Origin of the sequence: Aquimarina addita, assembly GCF_039539305.1 — a bacterium.
Classification (GTDB): Bacteria; Bacteroidota; Bacteroidia; order Flavobacteriales; family Flavobacteriaceae; genus Aquimarina; species Aquimarina addita.
On sequence record NZ_BAABCW010000004.1, the window covers coordinates 16,228 to 38,247 of the forward strand.

General features: G+C 31.8%; 14 protein-coding genes. 7 read left to right on the top strand and 7 right to left on the bottom strand.

The genetic code is table 11. The annotated features are described in order from the left end of the window. Window positions 1–36 precede the first annotated feature (36 nt). The 3 genes from ABD816_RS06715 to ABD816_RS06725 all read right to left on the bottom strand — a co-directional run bounded on the left by ABD816_RS06715 (window position 37) and on the right by ABD816_RS06725 (window position 9,850). Window positions 37–4,383 carry a VPS10 domain-containing protein gene (locus ABD816_RS06715; RefSeq protein ID WP_344925820.1) on the bottom strand — a complete coding sequence of 1,449 codons (4,347 nt, stop codon included), beginning with the start codon at window positions 4,381–4,383 and terminating at the stop codon, window positions 37–39. A gap of 845 nt (window positions 4,384–5,228) precedes the next feature. After that, window positions 5,229–7,868 (bottom strand): DNA gyrase/topoisomerase IV subunit A, encoded by a 2,640-nt coding sequence (locus ABD816_RS06720; RefSeq protein ID WP_344925822.1) that lies wholly within the window; start codon window positions 7,866–7,868, stop codon window positions 5,229–5,231. A 122-nt stretch (window positions 7,869–7,990) separates the two neighbouring features. After that, entirely contained in the window at window positions 7,991–9,850 is a 1,860-nt protein-coding gene (locus ABD816_RS06725; protein ID WP_344925824.1) for a DNA topoisomerase IV subunit B, read from the bottom strand. Window positions 9,851–10,173: 323 nt separating this feature from the next. Here ABD816_RS06725 and ABD816_RS06730 point away from each other — a divergent pair, with 323 nt between their 5' ends. The 4 genes from ABD816_RS06730 (at window position 10,174) to ABD816_RS06745 (ending at window position 13,133) form a co-directional block, all read left to right on the top strand. Continuing rightward, window positions 10,174–10,770, top strand: a complete 597-nt coding sequence (locus tag ABD816_RS06730; protein ID WP_344925826.1) for an LURP-one-related family protein — start codon at window positions 10,174–10,176, stop codon at window positions 10,768–10,770. Window positions 10,771–11,371: 601 nt separating this feature from the next. Next, window positions 11,372–11,920 (top strand): class I SAM-dependent methyltransferase, encoded by a 549-nt coding sequence (locus ABD816_RS06735; RefSeq protein WP_344925828.1) that lies wholly within the window; start codon window positions 11,372–11,374, stop codon window positions 11,918–11,920. Further along, entirely contained in the window at window positions 11,917–12,420 is a 504-nt protein-coding gene (locus tag ABD816_RS06740; protein WP_344925829.1) for a hypothetical protein, read from the top strand. The genes ABD816_RS06735 and ABD816_RS06740 overlap by 4 nt, the downstream gene beginning before the upstream one ends. A gap of 20 nt (window positions 12,421–12,440) precedes the next feature. Then, the gene (locus ABD816_RS06745) at window positions 12,441–13,133 is read left to right on the top strand and encodes a metallophosphoesterase (protein WP_344925830.1); all 693 of its coding nucleotides are present in this window, start codon (window positions 12,441–12,443) and stop codon (window positions 13,131–13,133) included. Window positions 13,134–13,246: 113 nt separating this feature from the next. Here ABD816_RS06745 and ABD816_RS06750 read toward each other — a convergent pair whose 3' ends face one another. Then, entirely contained in the window at window positions 13,247–14,089 is an 843-nt protein-coding gene (locus ABD816_RS06750; RefSeq protein WP_344925832.1) for an oxidoreductase, read from the bottom strand. 552 nt (window positions 14,090–14,641) lie between these two features. On the opposite strand from ABD816_RS06750, the gene ABD816_RS06755 reads away from it, so the two are divergent. From ABD816_RS06755 to recQ, 3 genes are all read left to right on the top strand, one after another. Continuing rightward, window positions 14,642–16,687 carry a hybrid sensor histidine kinase/response regulator gene (locus ABD816_RS06755; RefSeq protein WP_344925834.1) on the top strand — a complete coding sequence of 682 codons (2,046 nt, stop codon included), beginning with the start codon at window positions 14,642–14,644 and terminating at the stop codon, window positions 16,685–16,687. 153 nt (window positions 16,688–16,840) lie between these two features. Further along, window positions 16,841–17,365, top strand: coding sequence for a DUF6438 domain-containing protein (locus tag ABD816_RS06760; protein ID WP_344925835.1), 525 nt, complete (start codon window positions 16,841–16,843; stop codon window positions 17,363–17,365). 74 nt (window positions 17,366–17,439) lie between these two features. Further along, window positions 17,440–19,581 carry a DNA helicase RecQ gene (gene recQ / locus ABD816_RS06765; RefSeq protein ID WP_344925837.1) on the top strand — a complete coding sequence of 714 codons (2,142 nt, stop codon included), beginning with the start codon at window positions 17,440–17,442 and terminating at the stop codon, window positions 19,579–19,581. Here the strand turns inward: recQ and ABD816_RS06770 are convergent. From ABD816_RS06770 to ABD816_RS06780, 3 genes are all read right to left on the bottom strand, one after another. Continuing rightward, entirely contained in the window at window positions 19,578–20,234 is a 657-nt protein-coding gene (locus ABD816_RS06770; RefSeq protein WP_344925839.1) for a hypothetical protein, read from the bottom strand. The genes recQ and ABD816_RS06770 overlap by 4 nt on opposite strands. Before the next feature lie 243 nt (window positions 20,235–20,477). Further along, the gene (locus ABD816_RS06775; RefSeq protein ID WP_344925841.1) at window positions 20,478–21,122 is read right to left on the bottom strand and encodes an MOSC domain-containing protein; all 645 of its coding nucleotides are present in this window, start codon (window positions 21,120–21,122) and stop codon (window positions 20,478–20,480) included. A gap of 34 nt (window positions 21,123–21,156) precedes the next feature. Next, complete coding sequence (locus ABD816_RS06780; protein ID WP_344925843.1) at window positions 21,157–21,960, bottom strand: tRNA pseudouridine synthase A; 804 nt, start codon at window positions 21,958–21,960, stop codon at window positions 21,157–21,159. Window positions 21,961–22,020: the final 60 nt, after the last annotated feature.

The following is a 22,020-nucleotide window of genomic DNA, read 5'->3' on the forward strand; positions in this document are numbered from 1 at the left end:
ACTATATACTAAAGTTTTGTAAAAAAAAATAGTATACTATTTTTTAATAATGAGCTTCTTATTAACAACTTCTTTATTGACATATATTCTTATAAAATAAATCCCATTACTTAACTTAGACGTATTCACTTTTAAAATATTGGTCATTTTTTCATTGGTGCTCAATACTAACTTTCCATAAAGATCCATAATCTCTGCCTTTAATAATTCATTATTATTTCCAATAGAGAAAACAACTTCGTCAGTAGCAGGATTAGGATACATACTTATTTGTCCAATTCCGTTCCATTCATGTATTTCACGCACACCCAATGATGCACCAGGAAACACTGGAATGATAAATGGGTCGCACACTTGTAATGATCCGACACCTGATTTCCAGTTCCAGTTATTTAATGTACCTACTCCAGACTGATCTGATCTAAAAGCAAAATCATCAGCAATCCGGATGGTTTCACCAGAAGGTGAAGTTACATATACGTCATATTTTTTACTAGCCAGATCAACTTCTAAACTTATATTATAAGTAGCTCCTGCTGTATAAGAAACTATAGTAGAACTTGCATAAGAGCTTCCATTACGAACATCAAATTCGCCATCTTGATTTAAGCGCACAATAACAGCTAAATCAGCATACGCATCAGCATCACCATTAGACATCCCAATAACTCCATCCATATTAGAATCGTTAGGAATCACATTAAACGAAGTACGAAAAAAGGAGTTTTGATTTTCAGCTACTACACCCGACCATTCATCACTACTGGTATTACAAATTGAATTTTGAGCAGGTAGAACATTAATATTTACTGAAGTTGACCAAGTAATTGCTCCTTGATCATCTTCTGCTTTTGCTTTTATTTCATAACTTCCTGCTGCAACATTTTCCCAGGGTTTACTATATGGAGCACCAGAATCAGACCTTATTTCTGTATCGTTCTGATACCAGGTTACATTAACAATAGTCCCATCTATATCTGTAGCTGTAGATGATAATGTGATCGTATCACCTTCTTCATACGTAGTGTTGGCAAGTGGAGACGTCATAGCAACTTGTGGAGCTTGATTTTCATTAGATTCCAAAATTTCAAAATCACAAATAACAAGGGTACCTGTATTACCATAAGTAGCCCAATTATTGAAAACAGACACGGATGCTTGTTCTGTTCTAAAGTTAAAATCATCAGCTAAAAGCTGTTCAGTATGATTGTTATCCTGAACATATACATCATATTTTTTGTTGTCTAAATCTACTTTTATTCTAATATCATAAGTAGTTCCGCTTTTATAACTTTTTAGTAGTGTACTACTATAATTAGACCCGTCTCGGACATCTATATAGCCAGATGTATTAAACCTTACTATTACACCCATATCAGAATATGTAACTGCATCTTCATTAGATAAACCAATAACTGCATCCATAGTATCCAGACCAGGCTCTACACTAAATGAACACTCAAAAGTTCCAGTCTGTGTTGTCATTACATAGTTTTTCCAATCACTATTTGTACTAGAAATGCATTCTTTATCAGTTGTTCCGTCAATTTTCTCATCCATAAAAAACATGGCTTGGCTCACTACTTGTTTTATGATATCCGGACCAGAATACTGTAAGCTTAATTGAGATCCTCCTACTGCCTGAAAATATGGAATACGAAAGCTATGAAGCCCTTTTTTTAGCTTAATACTTCCTTGTTTCTCTGCAGGTGCGTGTATTTCATCATGATTTATGACTTCATTATTTCCAATAAACAATTTGCTCCCATCATCAGAACTAAGATAAAATATGTATTCTCCATCAGCTGGAATATTAATATAACCATCGTATTCTATACCAAAGTTAACTTCTCTTTCTTTTGGAGATACATTAATAGTATTTAAAACTCCTTCTTTTATTGGTATTAACGAATCAAATTCTGGTAAAATGCTCCATTCGCCTTCATAATAAGCATAAGACAACCCTTGAACCGGATTTGACGGGACATCTGCATTTCTATAAGTATCAGAAGATAAAGGATACAATGGTGATACCCACATTCCCCGTCCAAAAGTTCCTGCAAACAGTTTATCTGTAGTATATTGTATTGCTAATTCTTTTACAATAGTATTTGGCAAATTTTGTGCATAAGACACCCAATCAGAAATATCATCATTTATATAAAATACTCCTAAATCCGTACCCACATATAGTCCATTATTACTTTCGTATTCATATACAATACAATTTACAGGAATATTAGGTAATGAACCAGATGCATTAGTAAAATTTACTCCTCCATCTGTAGACTTTAATACTTTTTCCCCTTCATTAAAACCACCTACTGTTACCCATATTATATTAGGGTTTGTAGGATGAATAGCTATATACGTTTTTGTAGAATATTTAAACTGGTCACTTTGACCCCAAGTAGCTCCTCCATCTTTAGAATAATAAACATAATTAGACTTGGTAACATATATATAATTACTATTAGATGGTGCTATTTCAATCTGAGTACAATCACCAAATCCAATATCTCCATCTGTAATGTTTACCCAGGAATCTCCTCGGTTTGTAGATTTCCACACATCTCTAAACCCGGCATATATGATATTGCTATTATCAGGATCTAAAGTAAAAGGAGTATCCCAGTTTCCTTCTCTTCCATCCCCACCTTCATCAATATCTCTGGGATCATTAATAGTTGTTAATGTAGTCCCATTATCATCCGATCTAATAATCCCTCCGTTTTGAAAAGATCCATAAATGCGATCCGGATTAGAAGGGTCTACAATACAACCGAATCCATCTGCACCATACCAATGATAATACCCTCCATTTTCTATTTTATTGCTTCCATTATCCTGACTACCATGTAAAAGACGATTAGGATTAGTGGGATCCAATCCTATTCTATACATTTGAGAAATTACTAAACCGCTAGAAATATCTTCCCAATCACTAGCACCATTTGTAGTTTTATATATTCCTCCATCTGTACCGCTATAAAGCACTTCTCCTACAAATTCTAAAGCATGAATATCAGCATGCGTATAGTTGCCATTTCCAGCAGAAGATTCATACCAATATGATGTATTTATCCAACTTCCTCCCCCGTTAGAAGATTTCCAACAATTTATTCCACCTACATGGACCTCATCTGCATTGATTGGTGATACAGCAATAGCAAGATCATAAAAACTCTGAGACAGATCATCGGTGCCATATCTATTATACCCAAGTATATTAGGTGCATCAGCACGTAATGAAAATGAGTTACCGCTATCTGTAGAACGATATAATCCTTTCATACTGCCTAGCCCTGTAACCTCTCCATAAATTGCGTACACATAATCAGGAGCATCTGGAGTCACAGCAATAGCAACACGAGTATAAGAAGATGGTAATCCATTCGCTCCAGAAAGTTCATTCCAGCTATCACCCCCATCCGTAGAGCGTAAAATATTACCTGCCCCAGATGCATAAACATATTGAGGATTACCGGGCTTATATTCTATATCATAAATCCGCTCATAATCGATCGTTCTGGTCCAGGTCACAGCACCATCTATAGTTTTATAAACAGTATGACTAGTAGCTACCAGCATTTCATTAGGGTTTGTAGGATGCATTAAAAGTTTGTACCCTACAATATTGTCAATATCCCATGACAATCCTGTCGACACCCATGTAGCGCCATTATCTATTGATTTTAGAATCCCATTGGATTTAGTATGCTCTCCATCACCATCACCTGTCAATATAAATATAGTTCTATCATTAACCGGACTGCTATAATCAATGGCTATTCCTGATACTCCCATTGTTGGTAAATCATCGGTTAAAGGAATCCAGGAATCCCCTCCTGTATTACTTTTCCATAGACCGCCTGCTGGTGTACCAACGTATACAATCTGATCATTATCAGGATCGACAGCTATACAATTTATACGACCTATCCCGCCATTATATCCTTGACCAAAGCGAGTATAACCATCAGGTCCCATACTAGACCAATCACCTTCAAGTCCAGCTGCTACAGAAGATTTACTTTTACCTTTCTTAGAAAATATTGCATTTTTATTATACACATCTGACTCAACTGAACTTAGATTAGGCACTGTACCGTCCGGCATCAGTCGGGTGCTATAAAAGTTCTCCCATCGTTTCCATTGTTTATAACCAGATCCTTTACCTTTATCATTCTCTTCATAATACCTCTCTACCCTTTCTACAATCTCATCAAACTTGTTTGTTTGATCTAATATTTCAATAAAATAGCGCTGTTCAATTTGTGAGTGAACCATAAAAGGACACATCGAAATATATAGCATAATAAACACGAACTTTTTCTTGAGTACAATCAATTCATAAAATGATCTGTGTGAAAATTTTAACATTTTTTTGGTTTTAGTTAACACAACAAAGTTAAAATCCGTTTATTTCTAAGACTAATTAATTTAAATTATTTTTAATAATTTTCAGTTTTTAATGATTATTTTACATTAATAATTATATTTTAACATATTTAATTCATTAAATTATAATTAATAACCAATAAAATATATTATAAACAATAATAAATTTCAAATTACAGAAATCTAATTTTAACATTTATGATTGTTAAATATTTTCAGTTAATGATGAAAAAAATCAATAAAATTCAAAAAAACTATTGCGAAAATGTTTTCGTTTTGAAAATTTCATTATAGAATCACCTACTTATGAAGGTAAAAAAGGAAGTTTTTTCCTGTAAATCCGACTGTTTTTAAAAGGGAAAACAGTAAAAAACGTCAGATAAAGAAAAGTTAAATAATAAAAAAAACCTCAACTCAAATGCATAAAGTATCAAAAAAGAAAACTTCGATACAAAAATTGCGAAACAAAACTCCTTCATTCTGATTCTATGTGATACACTTGATGCAGAGTTTCGAGGAATTTTATTGATTTAACACTTAAAATCTATTATTTTTTACTAGTATACAAATGGCATTTACTATTGCTAAAATAAGTCGATTTACCATATGGTCTATGCAGATGAAACTTCATTGCGATTTATTAATAACAATTTATAAATCCAGAGATTCACTAATATACAGAAGATATTATTCACTATTAATAATCAACAAAAAGATGAATAAAACATAATAAACCTTTGTGAAAACCTCTTATCTTACAATAGTTACCTGCTATTCAGATTCAGCTCAATTAGCGTAATTAGAATATCTATTCTCTTATTATTTTTTTAAAACAATGTAGTTTGAGTTTCATCCTCCGGATCAATATCATTATCAGGGTTATCATCAGTATTGCCAGTAACTGATTCTTCTTCATGAACTTCTATCTCCTCTGCAGGAACTGGCTTAGGCTCTTCATGGGGTAAAGGGTCTAACAAATTGATTTGTCTTACTTTTTCTGATGTTAATTGATTACCTAAAGCTTTAATACCTTTAACTGATATAAACTCTTCTAAAAGTATTTCATCATTAGGCTTCTGATCTTTTCCTCTTAATTTGTTATATATGATTTCGGCCACAGGCTTATGATCGGTAGACACTATTTCTAAAAATGATTTATCATGCTCTGTAATAAAAGTATCCTCACGATCTGGATTTTCTATAATAAATCTCTTTACATAATAACGCTCTTTATCTCCATCCCAGTATATCGCAGAAATAGGTTTTACAGGATTCCATTTCTCCAAAACTATCATATCCTGATCAAAATGCAACGTTATTTCGGGGATAATGGTTTTAGCTACTCCTTTTTGGTTAATGATCAACAATCTATCTTTACCTCTGAACTCTCCTAGTAATTCTCCTCTGCCATCTACATTAAGACGTTGTACAGTATCATCAAACCAAATTTTACGAGGTTTTAGTGTAGATACACCTTGTTCCTTAAGTTCAATTTTTTTGATATTATACTTGGTAACAATATTACCTTTGACACCTCTCCCTTTGATCAATAAATCTGAAAAATCAAGGTCAAACTTTAATTTTTTAACACTCCCTGCCTGACGCAGTAATATAGTTATTACTTCTGCTTCGCCATTAGGATTGGCAGTAAAATAAGAAACCTTAGAGCCTTTTTTACCTTGTGTAAGTATATATTCTTTATCCCTGGTAACACCGGTAACGGCAAAACGTTTCACATAAGAAGCTCCTCCTCGACCATCCTGATAAATCATATTATATATAGTACGCTTATCTTTTTTCTTAAAAACAGCTACATGAATAATATTTTTTCCAATAAAGGTTTTAGCATCGACTTTAGTAATCATCAAGACACCTTCTGATGTAAAACAAATAATATCGTCTATATCCGAGCAATCACCAACATATTCATCTTTTTTTAATGAAGTACCAACAAAGCCTTCTTCTCTGTTTACATATAACTTAGTATTCCTAATAATAACCTTGGTAGCTTCAATATCATCAAAAATTCGGATTTCCGTTTTACGTTCCCATCCTTTCCCGTAGGTGTCTTTCAATCTTTTAAAATAAGAAATTGCATAATCAATCAGATGTTCCAGATGATGTTTTACCTGCGCGATGTCATTCTCTAATGCTTCAATTTTTTGTTGTGCTTTATCAATATCAAATTTAGAAATACGTTTGATCCTTATTTCTGTTAAACGAACGATATCATCTTCTGTAACCGCACGTTTCAGATGTTTAATATGGGGCTGTAACCCTTTATCAATAGCTTTTATAACACCTTCCCAGGTTTCTTCTTCTTCAATTTCGCGATAAATACGGTTTTCAATAAAAATACGCTCTAAAGATGCAAAATGCCATTGTTCCTGCAGTTCATTTAACTGTATCTCTAATTCTTTCTTTAATAATGCTACAGTATGATCCGTAGAACGTTTCAGCATTTCTGTAACCCCAATAAAATTAGGCTTATTATCCTCTATAACACATCCCAGAGGAGAAATAGAGGTTTCACAACTCGTAAAAGCATATAGCGCATCAATAGTTTTATCAGGAGAAATCCCTGAGGGCAAATGCACTAATATTTCTACCGTGGCTGCGGTGTTATCTTCTATTTTCTTAATTTTTATCTTTCCTTTTTCATTTGCTTTAAGGATAGAATCTATTAAACTAGAGGTTGTAGTAGAGAATGGTATCTCACTTACAACCAGTGTATTCTTGTCCAGTTGTGATATTTTAGCACGTACCCTTACCTTACCTCCTCTAATACCATCATTGTAATTAGTAAAATCTGCAATACCAGCAGTCACAAAATCTGGTAAAATAGTAAAACGCTTCCCTTGTAAATGTTTAATAGATGCATCAATAAGCTCCAGAAAATTATGTGGCAATACTTTGGTACTTAACCCAACTGCAATTCCCTCAGCTCCCTGAGCAAGTAATAAAGGAAATTTAACCGGAAGATTTATGGGTTCCTTTTTACGACCGTCATAAGATAATTGCCAATCAGTGACTTTTGGGTTATATACTACATCCAGTGCAAATTTAGACAAACGTGCCTCAATATATCTGGATGCTGCTGCTCTATCCCCAGTAAGGATATTACCCCAGTTACCTTGCATATCAATTAACAGATCCTTTTGCCCTATCTGTACCATGGCATCTGCAATACTAGCATCTCCATGTGGATGATACTGCATCGTATGCCCTACTATATTAGCCACTTTATTATAACGACCATCATCGAGGTCTTTCATAGAATGTAAAATTCTGCGCTGCACAGGCTTTAAACCATCTTCAATAGCAGGCACGGCACGCTCCAGAATTACATATGATGCATAATCAAGGAACCAGTCTTTAAACATTCCGGTAACTTTGGTTATTACTTCCTGAGGTTGATGATCTTCTGGCACAAGGTCGTGATCTAATTCTTCGTTTTCCTCTGACATATATTAAGTATCGCTATAATTTAGGGGTCTATTATCTATTCTAATCTTTATTTTCTATTCTTTATGTAAACTATAAACCTAACTTGCGTTAGACCGAATATTATATTTCTCTTTCGATATTATCACACCTCTTCCTCAACAGTATCCAATTCTACTTTTAAGTTGTCAATAATAAACTCCTGACGGCTAGGAGTATTTTTACCCATATAGAAAGACAACAGCTCTTCTATGGTTTTTTCTTTATCTAACATGACAGGATCCAAACGTATGTCTTCTCCTATAAAATGCACAAATTCATCTGGTGATATCTCTCCTAGCCCTTTAAATCGGGTAATTTCTGGTTTTCCAGATAATTTAATCATCGCATCTCTGCGCTCTTGCTCAGAATAACAGTAGATCGTTTCTTTTTTGTTTCTAACTCTAAATAGCGGAGTTTGAAGTATAAAAAGATGCCCTTCTTTGATTAACTCCGGAAAAAATTGTAAAAAGAATGTAATTAGTAATAATCGAATATGCATCCCATCTACATCCGCATCTGTAGCGATTACTATATTGTTGTATCTTAAATCTTCCAGAGATTCCTCTATATTAAGGGCTGCCTGTAATAAATTAAATTCTTCATTTTCATACACAATTTTTTTAGACATATTATAACAGTTTAGTGGTTTCCCACGTAAGCTAAATACAGCTTGTGTATTTACATCTCTGGATTTGGTTATCGAACCACTTGCAGAATCTCCCTCTGTTATAAATAAAGTACTCTCCAGATTACGATCTTTTTTACTATCTGTAAGATGGATCCGACAATCCCTTAACTTCTTATTGTGTAAACTTGCCTTCTTTGCTCGTTCTCGAGCTAATTTACGAATCCCTGATAAATCTTTACGTTCTCGCTCTGCCTGTAATATTTTACGCTGTAGTCCTTCTGCTACGTCTGAGTTCTTATGTAAAAAATTATCGAGCTTTGTTTTTAAAAAATCATTAATATAGGTCCGTACGGTAGGCAGATCTCCTCCCATATCCGTAGATCCCAATTTTGTCTTGGTTTGACTTTCAAAAACAGGCTCCATTACCTTAATACTGATGGCAGAAACAATAGATTTACGAATATCACTGGCTTCATAATTTTTGCCATAGAACTCTCTAACAGTTTTTACAATAGCTTCGCGAAAAGCTGCTTGATGTGTTCCTCCTTGTGTCGTATGTTGCCCATTTACAAATGAATGATATTCTTCACTATACTGAGTTTTACTATGTGTAATTGCAATTTCAATATCATCTCCTTTTAGATGAATAATAGGATACAAGCGATCTTCTTCATTGATCGTATCTGCTAATAAATCTTTTAATCCATTTTCAGAGAAATACTTCTCTCCATTAAACACAATAGTTAATCCTGGATTAAGATATACGTAGTTCTTGAGCATTTTGGCAACATACTCTGCTCTATATTTGAAATTTTTGAATATAGTTTGATCCGGAACAAATGAAACTTTAGTTCCTCTTCGACGTGATGTTTCGTCTAGCTTTTCTTCATTAGTTAAATTACCCTGAGAAAAATCTGCAGAAGCAGATTTACCATCTCTGGTAGATTCTACTCTAAAGTAGGAAGATAATGCATTCACCGCTTTAGTACCTACTCCATTAAGTCCTACCGATTTTTTAAAAGCCCGAGAATCATATTTACCACCAGTATTCATTTTAGACACTACATCTACTACTTTACCTAATGGAATTCCACGACCATAGTCTCTAACGATTACTTTATCTCCCTGGATTGAAATATCAATAGTTTTACCAGCACCCATGACATACTCATCAATTGAGTTATCTAGCACTTCTTTTAATAAAATGTAAATACCATCATCAGCAGATGAACCATCTCCTAATTTACCAATATACATCCCCGGACGCATACGGATATGTTCTTTCCAATCAAGAGATCGTATATTATCTTCGGTATATTTAGTTTCCTGACTCATAAATTTTGGGTAGAATGCTTGCTAATATAAGGCTATACAAATACATTTAAAATAGAGATGCTACAAAGTAATTAACAATTCCAGAACACATATTGTTGATTATTTGATAGACAACAAAGTAATGCATGATTTATCCTAAAAACATTGCTATGATCATCTTTAATCTATCAAATTAGGGCACCCCAAAAAAACACTAATTTATTAGGTAGGTTTTGTTTTTCATATATCTACGATAGAAATCAATATTTGCTTTCCAAAAATAAAAGGCATTTATTTACAGTAGACAAAATAGATTCAATCAGCACTAAAAATACATTTAAGAAATGAAAGACTTACAATTTCCTATCAATCTCACCTTTAACATCACCACCTTTTCTAATGACTTTACCGCAAAAGATGCGAATGGTAAAACGATTGCGTATGTAAAACAAAAAATGTTTAAATTAAAAGAAGAAATTACTATCTATGATAATGAACAAAAAGCAAATGTAAATTATAAAATTAAAGCGGATAAATGGATTGATTTTTCTGCGGCTTACAGTTTTGCAAATAGTGCTGGGACTGAGATTGGCAAAATAGCAAGAAAAGGATGGGCGTCTATATGGAAAGCAAAATATGAGATTATTGATCAGCATCAGAAACTACAATATCACGTTTCAGAAGAAAATGGCTGGGTAAAAGTAATGGACTCACTTTTAGGTCAAGTTCCTGTACTTAGTATGTTAACGGGATATCTATTTAATCCGTCATATAAAGTAACCAATCAAAAGAATGAAATGGTAGCAAGATTAAAAAAACAACCTTCATTTTTTGGAAGAAAATTCGAAATAACGAAACTAACAACTATTGATAGTGATGACGATGAACGAATTATCTTAGGATTGATGATGATGGTTTTATTAGAAAGAAAAAGAGGATAATCAGGATTAACAAGTCTGATCATCTCATATAAGTAAAAGAATTATAACTCAAAACCTGAGATCAGGGGTGCAAAAGAAATTGTAACCATAAACTAACCCGACTCAGCGGTACGATGTATTAGAAACAAAATCTATTTTGCAATATAAACCAATAAAAAGGCCTTTTTTATGCTAATTCCTGCATCTAAATGTCCTGATTCTATTCGCTACATCCGAGTCAAAGTTTGGTGGAATTCTCTTTATTAGAGATGTTTAATGTTCTAATATGAATACCTGATTTATATATGTAAAAAATTGATTTTAAAACATATTAATATAATATCTTATAATTGACAAGTCTTAAAAGAAAAATGACAGTAAGAGGATATATATCATATATACTTAATACAGTATCTGCAAATAACATAAACAATGTCTATTAGCTTGATTAAGAATTATCTTCAAATCCATATTGCTTATTGTTTTGTAATGAGGATATACCTGTAGCTTAATTTCGAAACTGCATACGTATTCGGTTGAGTATCGAAAATATTAACAGTACCAAAAATTTAATTTAAAAGTGAAAAATAAAACATCCTCATTTTACGATAAAATTTATTTTATGTATCCCATGATAGATGTTTTTTTAAAACCTCAAAAATATAATCTCTATAAAGAAGTAAATAGCTTCCCAGCGGGAAATCTATTAGAAATAGGAGTGGGTAATGGCAAATATCTGCATCTATACCAAAATCATAAAATAACAGGTATTGACATATCATCAAGGATGCTTAAAATTGCCCAGAAACAAGAGGTTTATGATATAAGATTGGTACAAATGAATGGGGAACATCTTCTTTTCAGCGATCATCATTTTGATTATATTGTAGTCTCGCATACAATCACTGTAGTAGATAATCCAGAAAAATTATTCCAGGAGATGTATCGGGTTTTAAAACCAACCGGACACATTTTTATTCTAAATCATTTCACACCAAAAAACTGGTTGAGATATCTTGATCTTGGGTTTCATAGGATATCACGCATATTGCATTTTAAGTCTAAGTTCAGGATAGAAGACATAGCATCTATCAAAAAATTTAACCTCATCAAAGAAATAGAATATAAGCCTCTCTCCTATTTTAAATTACTAATTTATTCTAAAACGTGAAGAAACATTATATCCTTCTCCTGTTATCATTATTGATTGGTTTGTTTATCTATTTATTTTTTAGAACCGAAAAAACCGTAATTAATGAATTAGTCATCAACATTATTTCACTTGAAAATTACTTAAATATTAAAAAGTGGATACTTGCGCATATTGTTCTCAATAATCATATTATCTATTCATTACCAGAAGGCTTATGGGTTTTTTGTATCTCTGTTACTTCTAAAAACCTTTTTATACGAGTTAGAGACCTAACTATTCAATGTATATATATACCATTAGTATTTGCTATTGGACTTGAGCTTTTTCAATTAGTTCATATTACAAAGGGAAGATTTGATATTTGGGATATTTTATTTTCTCTCTTATTTTGGTTGGTAGCAAATTATTTATTAAAATATTCATCTGAAAAGCAACATATAATAAAACCTTTTAATCAAAGGAGTATGATTTGTATTTTATCATATGCCATTGTGTATTTGGCACACGTTTGGGAATAGCAATCACAACACTATAATCTATGAAAATTTCGGAGCGGCAAGAATATATTAATCTACATAATGACCGTGAAGATCTTTTACTATTGCAAATCAGTGATATTCATTTATGGTTTTCTATAAAAATACTAGAAGTGCTGGAAAAAACAATAGAAAAGCATAAACCGGATCTGGTAGTTTTAACTGGTGATTATTTTGATATTCCCAGAGGTGCATATAATTTTAGAGATTTCCTACTTAGAATATCACTAAGATATCAGGTAGTCTTTATAAAAGGTAATCATGACACACTCTATGGATCAACTATATTTAATTTACTATTAGATATTCCTAATTGTCATTGTATAGATGATAAAATGTTCCTATATGAATCAAAAAAGGGGTATTCATACATGATAAGCTCATGGAAAAACAGATTTAATTTATCAAAAAAAACGAATCATAACAATATAGTATTACTTCACAATCCAGAAAAAATAGATGAAAATGAATTACAACATATAGATATTATTCTTGCGGGTCATCTACATGGCGGTCAAGTCATTTTTTATAAGTCAATAGGTACTGCTAATTTTCCAGGAAAGTTTTTTTATAAATATTGTATGGATCGAACACGAATTAAAGACACAATATTAGTAGTTAGTAAAGGACTAGGTGATACATTGCCTATACGATGGAATTGCCCTAAGGAAGTAATTCTTATACATATCAGTTAGTAGTGAGCTAACTATCTAAACAATAACACCAGTCATTACAAAATGACTGGTGCTGCTTATAAACTTTTAGATACAAAACCGTATCCTTATTAATTAGAATTAATTTCTATAAATTAAGCATCAAAATCAACATTTTTACCTAAATATTCAAAATCTGCTAATTCTTTACTCAGAGAATCAATTATTTTTTGACTTACTGTATATGCAATTTTACCCAATGGTAAATGTATCGGTGGATTTTCTAATTTAGTTAACTCATATATAGCTTTTGCAGCTTTTACAGGATCTCCTGGTTGATTACCACTTAAATTCTGTAATGCTATGATACGCTTTCCTACAGTTTCCTCATAATCTGAGATTTTTGTATTTTCAAAACTCGCTGAACTTCCTGCCCATTCAGTTTTAAAAGGCCCCGGCTCTACATTGGTAACTTTGATATTTAAAGGCTTTACCTCTGCAGCTAAAGCTTCTCCTATACCTTCCAGAGCAAATTTAGAAGCATTATACACTCCCAATCCTTCAGAACCAATACGCCCACCAATAGAGGTAATATTAATAATATGTCCTGAGCGTTTTGATCTCATTACAGGAAGTACCGCTTTTGTCAATTCTAATACACCAAAAACATTTACATCAAACTGATTACGGATTTCTTTATCAGAAACTTCTTCTAAACTTCCCATAGAACCATAACCAGCATTATTAACAAGTACATCAATTTTACCAAATTGATCTATCGTTTTCTTAACACCCTCGTGAATCATGTCATATGAAGTAACATCCATTAGAACCCCAAAAGACCTGTTTGGTACTTGCTTATTAAATTCTTCAACCTGTTCTTGCTTGCGAAATGTTCCAACTACAATATCTCCTTTATCCAGTACTTCTTTAGCAATTTGTTTTCCAAAACCAGATGAAACTCCAGTAATAAACCAAACATTTTCTGTAATATTCATTAACTTACTTTTTGTTATTATTTAGACAAAGGTATGTAAGAATGTAAATAAAAACCAAGTTATCATTACCTAAATTCATTTTGTTATTATAATTTTATAGTGCCTTAATAGTTTTTAACATTTGTTTATATCAATTGAAATAACACATCTCTTTATTCTACCTTATTTTCTTATGAAATAAAAAAATTTCCTGTTAATTTTTATCTGATTTCATAATTTTAAAATTGTTTCTATCAGCTACATTAGAAACAATTAATTTTTAAACCAGGGTTACCAGCATTAAGACCTTTTTTATTGAAAGTATGCAAAGGTATATTCTTGGTTTTATTAAAAAAAGGTTAAGAAATTTTCATTTTGAACAAAAAAAACACGAATTTCACAAACAAAGCTTGTTTTATCAAAAAAAATATCCCGTTTGTTTGATTTATAGACGTAAATCACCTTTGCTAAATCTTATAAACACCTTTAATTAAGAATATTACCAAAGAACTTAGTTTAAAAGCAAGATTCATTATTCGCTTGAACAGATAAATAATATAAAGCACAAAGTAAATGTTTAAAAAAAACACATTACTGTTACCGGTATTTTTTATCATTTTTTTAATCAATTCTTGTTCTACAAATGCTGTATTAACAGAAGAAGAAATCAACTGGTTAAAAGATAATAAAGGATTAAAAGTTTCTACATATGGGTTTTATCCTCCTTATCAGTTTAATAAAGAAAATGAAACTGTTGATGGTATTTTTATTGACTATCTTGGATTAATCGAAGATAAAATAAATTACAAATTCAATAAAGTTTCTTATAATGATTGGGCACTTTTAATGAAGGATGCCAAAAATGGTGAAATCGATTTAATTTTAGAAATTCAAAATACTGAGAAGCGATCAGCATATCTTAATTTTTATTCAGAAATTTTTAATTCTGAGCAAATGATCGTGACCAGAAAAGAAAATATAAATACAACTTCTTTTGATAACCTAAGGGATAAAATCGTTGTTTTACCAAAAGGATTTGCTATAGTAGAAGCTTTAAAAAATGTGTATCCTACTATTGATATAAAATATGAAACTAATGAAGAAGAATGCTTACGAGCTTTAAATGAAGGCAAGTATGATGCCTACATAGGTCCTAAACCGAATAGTCATTTCTATATACAAAATAATAATTTTGACAATTTAATAATTGGTGATAAAACTCCTTTTAATTATAAGCCTACCATTGCAGTTCCTAAAAGCAATATAATGCTAAGTGCTATTATTGAAAAAGCCGTAAACAATATTTCATTAGAAGAGCGAGAAGTCATTTTTAATAATTGGCTATTAAAAAAATCCTGGCCCATATACTATGAGTTACAGTTTTGGCTTTTTGTTTTATTTGGTTTAGGTTTATTCATAGCTGTTAATTTGTATCATAACAGACGCTTGAAAAAAGCAGTGATCAAAAAAACAAATGAAATCAGATCAGCTTTAGAAGCTTCTAAAAAAAGTAATCAAATTAAAAATAATTTTATTCAGAATATTTCTCACGAGGTTAGAACACCTATGAATGGTATTTTGGGGTATTCAGAATTATTACGCAAAGATGAAGTCTCTGTCGAACAGCAAAAATTATATGCAAACATCATTATCGATAGTGGAAAAAATTTAATACATATTATCGATAATATTCTGGAGATTTCAAGTTTACAGACGACTCAGCAAACTATCCATCCAGAATTAACGGATCTCACAGAGGTTTTTGAAGATTTAATTTCTCAATACAGGTTTCTGGTTGAAGAAAAAAAAATAGATCTTCTCTTTGAGCCAAATATTTTTAACCAGAAAGATCTCATTATTATAGATAAGATAAAACTGATTAAAATTTTAAGAAGTATCATAGATAATGCTATAAAGTTTACATCCGAAGGATTTGTGAAAATTTCTTACGTTAAAAAAGAGCAAATATTAAATATAACGATTGAAGATACCGGAATTGGAATGAACAGTGAAGAAACCAGTATCATTTTTGACAGTTTTTCACAATTAGAAAAAGAAATTTCTAAAAAAGCCGGGGGATTAGGATTAGGGTTGACAATTGCAAAAGAGCATGTTTCTTTGTTAGGAGGTGAAATCTCTTTTACTTCAAACGAAAATGAAGGTTCTATTTTTCATATATCTCTTCCCTTTACACCAACTAATTCTATTAATGAAAAAGAACAAAAACCAGAAAAAAAGAGAACTTATCAAGTTCTAGTAGCTGAAGATGAAGAGATCAACTTTTTACTAGTCAACTCATTACTTTCCAGATTTGATCCCTATAAGTTTTCAATTATCAGAGCAGGAAATGGTAAAGAAGCTGTTTCTATTTTCAAAAAAAATAAGCAAATTGATTTGATTTTAATGGATATTAGAATGCCAATTATGGATGGGTATGAAGCAACTACAATAATTAAAAAAATTGACTCAAGTATACCTATTATTGCACATACTGCCTACTCCTCTGATGTTGATGTACAAAATGCTTATCACGCAGGATGCGATAGTGTAGTCTCTAAACCTATTAATCTGGAGGAATTTAAACAAACAATTATAAATTATATTAAGAAGATTTCCTGATCTATATTAACACTGTTGTTTACAATCTTTGCTACTTTTAAAACAATATTTGGATTAAACAGTAGCACCATTATCCATAAAATATTTACATTATTTTTTATATAATTTATTTTATTATTCCTAACTATAATTAAAACATAATAAGCACTTTAGATGAAAAATTTTATTTTATTTTTAATATTGAACACCATGCTTCTTATCGTCGGTTGTATGAATTCTAATAAGAGACAATCAAATATAATGGTAAGTAAAAATCCGGTTATCCGATCTATAGATAGCTCGACTATAGTATTAATAGTAGAACGTGGTGCTTTTCATTATGATAAATTTGTTTTAAAAGATACCATCCTTAGCTTCTATCCAGATACCGAAAATAGTATTAATAAAGATACATTGGCATCCTATCATACATATTCTACACAAAAGGTTAGTAAAACAGAAAGAAACCAGCTTATTAAAAAAATTCTGGAAAGCGATTTTTTTAATTTAAAAGACACCTATAACAATCAGGCTTCTTGTAATAGTATGCTTACCATAACACTCTCATTAGGTAATAAACATAAAAAGATTTTGTGTGACGATTTTAAAAGAGATTGCCCTATGCTACTACAATACCTAGAATCAGAAATAATTAGGTTACATGGATATAAATTAAAGCGAATATTTCTACCTGGATAAATACAGTTTTATGTATCAAAGCTTATTTACAAAACCAGTTCATTTTTTCATACTATTTTCATTTCTTTGTATTTATGCCAGAGCAATTACAAATATTAAGTACATTAAAAGAATATTTTGGTTACGATCGTTTTCGTCCATTACAACAGGAGATTATAGATTCTATCTTTGACGGTCAGGATAATATGGTAATCATGCCTACCGGAGGTGGAAAATCAATGTGTTTTCAGCTTCCTGCAATTCTACTACCAGGAATTACTCTTGTTATTTCGCCATTGATTGCACTGATGAAGGATCAAGTAGATGGATTACGTGCTAATGGTATCAAGGCTGCGTTTGTAAACAGTAGTCAGCAGGAAAATGAACAACAGGACATCTATCAAAAATTAATTGATAAAGAAATCAAACTACTCTATATTGCCCCAGAAAGCTTATCATTTATAGATACCATACTCTCTCAGATAGAAATTAGTTTAATTGCTATTGATGAAGCTCATTGTATTTCTTCCTGGGGTCACGATTTTAGGCCTGCATATACACAGTTAGGATATCTAAAAAATCGATTTCCTGAGATTCCCATTATTGCATTAACGGCAACGGCTGATAAGGCAACAAGACAAGATATCTGTCAACAACTTAATATACCACATGCTAAACAACATGTAGCATCATTTGATAGAACAAATTTAAGCTTAGAAGTACGACCAGGAAATAAAAGAGTAGAACAAATTATTGATTTCCTTCGAGACAAACCTAATGATTGCGGAATTATCTACTGTTTAAGTAGAAAAACGACAGAAATGTTAGCCGATAAACTTCAGAATTCAGGGTACAAAGCAGCAGCATATCATGCAGGTATTGATCATCTTAAAAGAGCTGCTGTACAAGAAGGTTTTATTAATGATACTATACAAATTGTATGTGCTACAATTGCTTTTGGGATGGGAATTGATAAATCCAATGTGAGATGGGTAATCCACTATAATTTACCAAAAAACATAGAAGGGTATTATCAGGAAATTGGTCGTTCGGGGCGTGATGGATTACCAGCAGACACTCTACTCTTTCATAGCTATGCAGATGTTGTACAACTGCAAAAATTTGCAAATATGTCTGGCAATCAGGAAGTACAAATAGCAAAGCTGGAAAGGATGAAGCAATATGCTGATTCTCTTAGTTGCAGAAGAAAAATTTTATTAAGCTATTTTGGTGAATTGATTACAGAAGATTGTGGTAATTGTGACGTATGTAAAAATCCACCCAGTTTTATTGACGGAACAATTATTGCTCAAAAAGCCTTATCTACCGTAGCACGGGTAAAAGAAGAAGAAGCTATAGGAACCGTGATTGATATATTACGAGGAGCTCAGAATGCCGCTATACTCGATAAAGGTTATCAAAAATTGAAAACATATGGAATCGCCGCAGATATTCCATGGAGAGACTGGCAACAATATATTATCCAGTTGATCAATCAGGGATATCTCGAAATTGCCTTCCATCTTAATAATAAATTGAGACTTACCGCACTTTCTAAAAAAGTATTATTTGATGGTCAAAAAATATACTTGGCCAATCTCAAAGAATTCGAAAAGAAAAAAGAGGTAGTCACTAAGCAAACTAATAAAGGGGCTGCTCCCGATTTATTCCAAAAATTGAGAGAACTACGACTAGAACTTTCCAGGGAAGCTGGCATACCTGCTTATCAGATTTTTAGTGATGCTACACTAAAAGAAATGGAAAAATTCAGACCTATGAGTGATGAAGAATTTATGCAGATAAGTGGTGTAGGTAGATTAAAAATGCAAAATTATGGTCATCAGTTCATTAAAGCTATTATAGCATTTTCCAAAGAAAAGACTGCACAAATAAAAAAGAAAAAAACCAGCAACAGTAAAGGAGAATCTCTAAAAGAAACCTTACGCTTATACAAAGAAGGATTCTCTATCGAAGAAATAGCAGTAAAACGAAAATTAGCTTCTTCTACTATCTTCTCACATATTATGAAATTACACGCTACTGGAGAATCAATTGATTTAATGCAGTTTGTGAGTAAAGCAGATGTGAAAACAATTAAAAAAGCAAAAGAAACATTGCAGAACCCAGATAGTCTTCGTCTTTATTTTGATCATTTTGAGGGTGCAATTGGATACGACACGATAAAACTGGCGCTAACAATCCTACAATCTGAAGAAGAAACTTTAGAGCGTGGTTAATCTATTGCTGGCACTATCTTAAAAAATGGTCCCTGATCACACCCATCTGCTTGCCCTGAGAATCCAGATTCTATAAAAAAAGTTTCATGAATTTTACTTAACCAGGTACTTGTAATGGATTGATCTACCAAACAGTTTTTCTTATCATCGATTGCTCCACAACAATAACCGGAAGCCTTTAGTTTTGGCAAACTAAATTTTTTACTAACATAGGAACGATTTGCTAAATCTACCTGAATTTGTAATCTATCATCTTTTAGTTTTGTGTTTTCCTCTAAGCTGGGAAGCTTTTGTAGTGCATGATATGTAAACTCCTTTAGCAGTCGATTTGCATCTTTAAGAATTTCTTGCTTTTTTTCAAGAGTAAAAGGTGGATCAATTTCTTCACTTGAACTAAGTATTATTTCTTCTACAACCTTTCCATTACTTGCTTTTATTTTCTGTAATACACCTCCTAAATCCAGACAACAGGAATATTCGCTATATACCGCTAAGAAATAAGTACCATCTTCTGAAATTGCAGGAAAATTCACCCATTCCAAAACTTCATCACTATTCATTCTCACAACAGGTTGATCTGACTGTGGCGAACAAGAAATACTGGTAATCGATATGGTTAAAAGCAATAAGAAAATAATACAATTATTTTTCATTTTTATATGTCTGTATTTATAAGTAATTAATGTAAGACTATGACTCTATTTATCTTTACTGTAATTATCTTTAGTTTCATTAAGAGCTAAAACGTTTACAATTTCAGCTTAACACTGAAGTAACAAATTTAATATCAAAAACTCTAAGTACTCAATGTATTTTTCGGTTATTTTTAAACGTATTCAGTATATTTCTAATTTATGCTTTTTCAAAATATACGTCTGTTTATAACAGTATAATGTCTATATAATTTTCTTATATCTTTTATTTATTACTTCTTTATTATTCTCAACTACGAAAGGATCATTTAGCGCTCTTTTTGCCCATTCAGGATGTGATGTCTGATCATAAAGCAACCTATACATTTGATTTATAGACAAACCTTCTATATGCTCTTTCTCGATAGTTAGAATATCTCCTTTTCTCACATATCCAGCACTTAGTACCCTAACATATATTCCAGGAAACAAAGAATTTATAAATTCTTTAAGAACTTTTTGAGTTCCAAAACGTACTCCTAATTTATAACAAGGTTGTCTGGGTTGTGATACTTGAACGATGGCATCACCTAATCTATAGATACTTCCTATCTTCATCAAACGTTCATCTAACCCCAATACTGTTAGATTTTCTCCAAACATACCATAGTTCCATTCCAGATCCGGATATTTGTTTTTCCAAAAAGGATAATGATCTGCGGCATAGAGATAACAAGCTTTATCAACACCTCCATGAAATCTTCTATCCATAACATGATCGTTTTTTACATCCTCAATATCCAGGTAAACAGGCTCATTCACAGGATACTTGAAAATCCCTGTTTTCACTTTTTTTCCTCTCCAAGAAATGATCTGAGAAGTTCCTATATTAGTAGAAATAATTTTCATATACTTCCGTAATTATAATTATGTAAGATGAACTTTATACAGCATCTACCTCTTCTGTAAACGTTACTGAATTCAAGATCAATCCTGATCCCGGTACGATATGTTCTAAAACTATTTTTTCACTTTCAGGATCTAAAGTTCTTTTTATAAAATCGATATCAAACTTTCCTTTACCTACATCTAAAAGTGCTCCCATCATCAATCTAATTTGATTTCTTTTAAATCCTTCACCTTTTACTTGTAACATATAACTTTCTTCCGGAAAAAAATTAGCCGTATACAATTCATTTTTGATAATTTGGCAACGTAAAATCTCACCTTCCACTACAGTCTTTTCGTTAGGTCGATAACAATATGATCTAAAATTATGTTTCCCTTCAAATAATTTTGCTGCCTCCTGCATAATAGAAATATCCAAAGATTCCATTACGTTATACATAAAAGGAGCACTAAATGGATGAAACTTTTTCCCAAAAGTAAATAAATATACATACTCTTTAATCTTAGGATGCTGAATGATATTAAATTGTTCATTCGTTTCCTCAATCCTCAATGCTCTAATGTCCTGAGGAAGGTTTTCATTTAATAATTGAAAAAAATCATCTATTTGTAATGGATGATGATCTACGAATAATTCTATAAACGCTTCATTAGCAGAAACTTTAGCATCCGTCCTTCCCGCAGCTAGTACTTTAAAATCTTTATGCTCCAGCACATAGCTTATCGTTCTCTCTGTCATTCTCTGTAATGTATTCACATTAGGTTGTTTTTGCCAACCATGGTATCTAAACCCCAAATATTGAAGTTGAATAAGATAATAGAAGCGTTTTCTGAACATAATAAATGTTATTTACAAATATTCGAATATAGAAAAATTATGTATTTCATCGAGAATAAG

Excerpts from the sequence above, each read along its gene's own strand:
- ABD816_RS06770 (WP_344925839.1), bottom strand. The coding sequence starts at position 20,234 with ATGAAAAATAATTGTATTATTTTCTTATTGCTTTTAACCATATCGATT.
- ABD816_RS06775 (WP_344925841.1), bottom strand. The coding sequence starts at position 21,122 with ATGAAAATTATTTCTACTAATATAGGAACTTCTCAGATCATTTCTTGG.
- ABD816_RS06760 (WP_344925835.1), top strand. The coding sequence starts at position 16,841 with ATGAAAAATTTTATTTTATTTTTAATATTGAACACCATGCTTCTTATC.
- ABD816_RS06725 (WP_344925824.1), bottom strand. The coding sequence starts at position 9,850 with ATGAGTCAGGAAACTAAATATACCGAAGATAATATACGATCTCTTGAT.
- ABD816_RS06780 (WP_344925843.1), bottom strand. The coding sequence starts at position 21,960 with ATGTTCAGAAAACGCTTCTATTATCTTATTCAACTTCAATATTTGGGG.
- ABD816_RS06730 (WP_344925826.1), top strand. The coding sequence starts at position 10,174 with ATGAAAGACTTACAATTTCCTATCAATCTCACCTTTAACATCACCACC.
- ABD816_RS06735 (WP_344925828.1), top strand. The coding sequence starts at position 11,372 with ATGTATCCCATGATAGATGTTTTTTTAAAACCTCAAAAATATAATCTC.
- ABD816_RS06720 (WP_344925822.1), bottom strand. The coding sequence starts at position 7,868 with ATGTCAGAGGAAAACGAAGAATTAGATCACGACCTTGTGCCAGAAGAT.
- ABD816_RS06750 (WP_344925832.1), bottom strand. The coding sequence starts at position 14,089 with ATGAATATTACAGAAAATGTTTGGTTTATTACTGGAGTTTCATCTGGT.
- ABD816_RS06745 (WP_344925830.1), top strand. The coding sequence starts at position 12,441 with ATGAAAATTTCGGAGCGGCAAGAATATATTAATCTACATAATGACCGT.
- ABD816_RS06715 (WP_344925820.1), bottom strand. The coding sequence starts at position 4,383 with ATGTTAAAATTTTCACACAGATCATTTTATGAATTGATTGTACTCAAG.
- ABD816_RS06755 (WP_344925834.1), top strand. The coding sequence starts at position 14,642 with ATGTTTAAAAAAAACACATTACTGTTACCGGTATTTTTTATCATTTTT.
- recQ (WP_344925837.1), top strand. The coding sequence starts at position 17,440 with ATGCCAGAGCAATTACAAATATTAAGTACATTAAAAGAATATTTTGGT.